Raw genomic sequence first — 319 nt, 5'->3', positions numbered from 1 at the left:
CATCGTGAGCGTCAAGGTCGATGTATCTGTACCACCCTGACCATCACTGATCACATAAGTTACAACTGGGATCGCACCTGTGTAGTTAGCAACTGGCACAAAGCTATAGCTACCATCCGCATTGATCCTTAGCGCACCAACGTTCGGAATCGTTACAGGACTACCCACTGCTTGAGTACCTGATATACCAGCAATGGTATATCCAGTAATCGTTAATGGATTGCCTTCTGGGTCAGTTGCATTGAGCAATAAACCAGTATTAGCAGCCACTGTCAGTGTCGTATCTTCTGTGACCGTGTTTACATCATCAGGATCAACA

At 46.1% G+C, this 319-nt stretch carries 1 protein-coding gene; it reads right to left on the bottom strand.

The window, feature by feature from the left end; genetic code table 11:
• On the bottom strand, positions 1 to 319 hold a 319-nt coding region (locus tag ICN28_RS09690), incomplete at both ends, for a cadherin-like domain-containing protein (protein WP_216288266.1).

Source organism: Polynucleobacter sp. 30F-ANTBAC (assembly GCF_018882385.1).
Taxonomy (GTDB): Bacteria; Pseudomonadota; Gammaproteobacteria; order Burkholderiales; family Burkholderiaceae; genus Polynucleobacter.
Note: the sequence above shows the minus strand (reverse complement) of the source record. Positions and strands in the feature narration are given on the sequence as shown.